The sequence below is a fragment of the Bacillus sp. P4_D3 genome (assembly GCF_056401855.1).
This window is the reverse complement of sequence record NZ_JBFUIN010000318.1, coordinates 1-3,738: the sequence shown is the minus strand read 5'-3', so window position 1 is coordinate 3,738 and position 3,738 is coordinate 1. Positions and strand designations below refer to the sequence as shown.

The 3,738-nt window shown below is 36.2% G+C and carries 5 protein-coding genes; 3 read left to right on the top strand and 2 right to left on the bottom strand.

Annotation, left to right across the window (positions count from 1 at the left end; genetic code table 11):
• Positions 1-160: 160 nt before the first annotated feature.
• On the bottom strand, positions 161-538 hold the full coding sequence (locus tag AC1DTM_RS20215) for a hypothetical protein (RefSeq protein ID WP_016103911.1): 378 nt from the start codon (positions 536-538) through the stop codon (positions 161-163).
• A 429-nt stretch (positions 539-967) separates the two neighbouring features.
• Between AC1DTM_RS20215 and AC1DTM_RS20210 the strand changes: the two genes are divergently transcribed.
• Genes AC1DTM_RS20210 through AC1DTM_RS20200 form a run of 3 tightly spaced genes read left to right on the top strand, consistent with a single transcriptional unit; the run spans position 968 to position 2,308 of the window.
• The gene (locus AC1DTM_RS20210; protein WP_016103910.1) at positions 968-1,309 is read left to right on the top strand and encodes a PadR family transcriptional regulator; all 342 of its coding nucleotides are present in this window, start codon (positions 968-970) and stop codon (positions 1,307-1,309) included.
• Positions 1,302-1,784: a hypothetical protein gene (locus AC1DTM_RS20205; protein ID WP_016103909.1), complete on the top strand. Its 483-nt coding sequence runs from the start codon at positions 1,302-1,304 to the stop codon at positions 1,782-1,784. The genes AC1DTM_RS20210 and AC1DTM_RS20205 overlap by 8 nt, the downstream gene beginning before the upstream one ends.
• A complete protein-coding gene (locus AC1DTM_RS20200; RefSeq protein ID WP_256416204.1) occupies positions 1,781-2,308 on the top strand; it encodes a permease in 528 nt (175 codons plus the stop codon). Before AC1DTM_RS20205 ends, AC1DTM_RS20200 begins: the two co-directional genes overlap by 4 nt.
• Positions 2,309-2,350: 42 nt before the next feature.
• Here AC1DTM_RS20200 and AC1DTM_RS20195 read toward each other — a convergent pair.
• The coding region (locus AC1DTM_RS20195; protein WP_477000730.1) for an MDR family MFS transporter at positions 2,351-3,738 on the bottom strand (1,388 nt) is incomplete at its 5' end.

Genomic DNA, 3,738 nt, shown 5'->3' with positions numbered 1-3,738 from the left:
TATAGTAATAGAACATGAACTAAAAGCCCCTTCAAATCTGAAGAGATTTGAAGGGATTTAACAATACAGAGACACATCTTTTTAGTAGTTTGAATGTTGTTCTATAGTTTCTGATGATGTGTTGACATAAATTATACCCACTTAATACCCGAAATATATTTTATTTAAAGGCCTGAGGGTTATGGTTTATAGCTTTAGAAATCCCGTGATTCATATCAATTAGTAAGCTTTCGTACATTTCCTGATCAATTTGCCCCTTTTTTAATGCCAAATCCATTTGTTTTTGTTGTTGAATTGCGAAATAATGAATTAATTTCGATTCACTTATTCCTCTTCTAGATGCAAACGTGGCTAAAGTTACCCCTTTTTTCATAGCATTCGTATATTCTTGTGAAGTTACTTTTAAAAAATGCAAAAGTGCTGGTTGATCTACGATAAATGTAAACTCCTGTCCTTCTTTAGCGTAAGTTACAGGACTTTTAAAAGTCAAACAGGCAATAAAAAAACAAAAACATAATAACCAAACTGTTTTCTTCATAAACTCATCTCGCCTTCCTTTAAGTTAAATGGATAATATAGTTTTATCCATTGTAGTAGAAAAGACTCTATATTCTTACTTTATGGTTTACAATTATTTTGCATTTAACAAGCATACTGCTGCTGGTACATACTGCATGGATGGTCCCAAAGTTTGTGTTGCGAGAAGCGTTGTTTTTTTCCTAAATTCCAAAAATATTATTAAAGCGCAATATAGTGGTTTGCCAACTATGAAAGCCACTGTCACAAGAAAACAGTAGGCTTTTATTTTGTTATTTAACAAGATTAGAACAGGGATCACCATTTCCCCTCAGTAACATTTGAATTGTACATTTTAAAATTGACATAGCACTTCATGCACCATATACTGTTAACAACAGTATACTGTCATTAACAGTATATATTCCAATTCACTCTAGGAGGTATATTCATGAAACATACAGGAAGACATACAGGTGCATTTCTTTTGTTATTTTTAGCAGAAGGTGATAACTATGGCGGGCAACTACTTCAGAAATGTGAAGAAGAACTTCCGGTCAATCCAATCGATAGTGCCATCCTTTACCGTACGCTGAAGAAATTAGAAAACGAAGGTGCTATTGAATCTTATGTAAGTACATCAGTTCCAGATAAGCCGAGAAAGATGTACAAAATTACTACAGCCGGAAAAGAACAATTAGCAGATTTTCAAATGGATATTGAGGAAAAAATAAAAAACTTATCATTTTTCTTAGACAAATATAAAGACTTAAAGGAATCTTATCATGATTAATGGCGCTATCCTTTACACTTTGGCCATTGTTCTTACGGGGATTTCTTTTATGAAGGATCGGACTAAAACGAAAGCTGCCCTATTAAAATCATGGAAAATATTTCAAAATCTTCTCCCTGCCATGCTCTCCATTATGCTTTTCGTCGGACTATCACTTTCTATCTTAACGCCATCCTTCATCTCTTCTATCATTGGAGAACAGTCCGGATTTTTAGGTATTATTTATTCAGCAATACTCGGATCTGTGGCACTCATTCCAAGCTTTGTCGTGTTCCCACTTGGTAATACGTTAGTCCAACATGGCGCAGGCCTACCTCAAGTTGCGGCACTCATGTCTACACTCATGTCAGTAGGAATTACAACCTTGCCGATGGAACAAAAGATATTCGGACGAAGCTTTGCTTACGCTCGTAATGCATCTGCATTACTCATGTCACTCCTATTCTCATATATCATTTGGGTGGTGATGGTATGAAGGAACTAAAAAGATATCGCTTCTTTTTCATTTTGCTGATTGGACTTATCATACTAACTTTTATAAACCAATCTTTAGGATGGAGCGCATTACAATTAACGGGGAATAGCATTTTAGATATGTTGTTTCTACTCCCCCCTGTCCTAATATTTGTAGGGTTACTTGATCAGTGGGTGAAGAAAGAAACGCTAATGAAATACATGGGAGAAAAGTCCGGCATATATGGAATCTTATTCTCTCTATTATTAGGCGGTATTGCAGCTGGTCCCCTCTATGTTGCCTTTCCGATTGCAGCACTACTATTAAAAAAAGGCGCCAGCATTAGGTACATCGTATTTTTCTTAGGTGTTTGGACAACTGCGAAATTACCGATTATGGTCTATGAATTTTCTTCATTTGGCGCTACCTTCACGCTCATTCACATTTGCTTCGGACTATTGTTCTTCTACGTAATGGGCATTATTTTCGAGAAGTTTTACGATCAAAAGCAATTGCTGCAGTATGATATTACGAAAGAAATGTAAGAAGACATCTTTAATCATAAAGATGTCTTTTTTATATAAACCTTAATTCTCGTTCTGTAAAACCCTCGCTGCCTTTACTCCCTCTTTCTCTTCCTTTAAGAACAACGATACGATAAAAGCAATAACGATAAAGATTAACCCTAGTGTAAATGCACCTTGGAATCCAGAGGTTAAACCATTTAACTTCTCTACTGGGTCCATTGGATTTGCTGAGTTTTCCATATACTTAGTTGTTCCTGACGACATTTTCGAAATAAAGATAGCCGTACCAATTGCGCCAGCTACTTGCTGTAACGTATTAAACAGTGCTGTTCCGTGCGGATATAAATCTGGTGTTAATTGATTTAATCCATATGTTTGTGCTGTCATTACGAACATGAGTCCGACCATTAATACGCTATGCATGACAATAATTTGTACCATTGATGTGTCAGGAGTAATGCCTTTAAATAAGAACATTGCAATCCCTACTAACACAATGCCGGGAACGATAACAACTTTCGGACTAAATTTATCAAATAGTTTACCTGCGATTGGTCCCATTATGGCGCTAATAATACTTCCCGGAAGCATTATTAGTCCTGATTTAAATGCTGTAACGAGTAAAACTGTTTGCAGGAACATCGGTAATAAAGTCATCGTTGAAAATAACGACATCATAACAATGACGATTAATCCAACTGATATTGTAAACATCGGAACTTTAAATGCACGTAATTCTAAAATTGGATTCTCAATTTTTAATTGTCGAACGACAAAAATACATAATGATATAAGCCCAACAATTAAAGTGCCATACACTTTCGCATCAGACCATCCTACATCACCCGATGCACTAAAGCTATACACAAGCCCGCCAAATCCTAATGTCGATAAAAGAATAGATGGATAATCTACTTTTGGCCTTGTTAACTCTGTAACATTTTGGATGTACTTCATTCCAATTACAATTGAAATGATCACGATAGGAATAACAATGTAGAATAACCAGCGCCAATTTAATGAATCAACAATTACTCCAGATAATGTAGGACCAATTGCTGGAGCTGACATCATCACAAGTGCGATTAATCCCATCGTGGCACCGCGCTTTTCAGGTGGGCAAATAATTAAAATCGTATTCATTAATAACGGTGAAATTAACCCCGTCGCTACTGCTTGGACGATACGGCCGACTAATAAAACGGAAAATGTCGGTGCAAATCCCGCAATTAATGTACCGACTAAAAACGTTACCATAGCGATCAAAAACATTTGTCTCGTTGTGAGCCATTGCTGAAGTAACGCTGTAATCGGTACCAGCACACCCACTACTAACATGTAAGCTGTAGAAAGCCATTGAATAGTTGAAGCTGTTACGTCAAATTCTTTCATTAATACCGTTAACGCATTACCAAGTAACGTTTCATTTAATAATGCAACCATTGCAC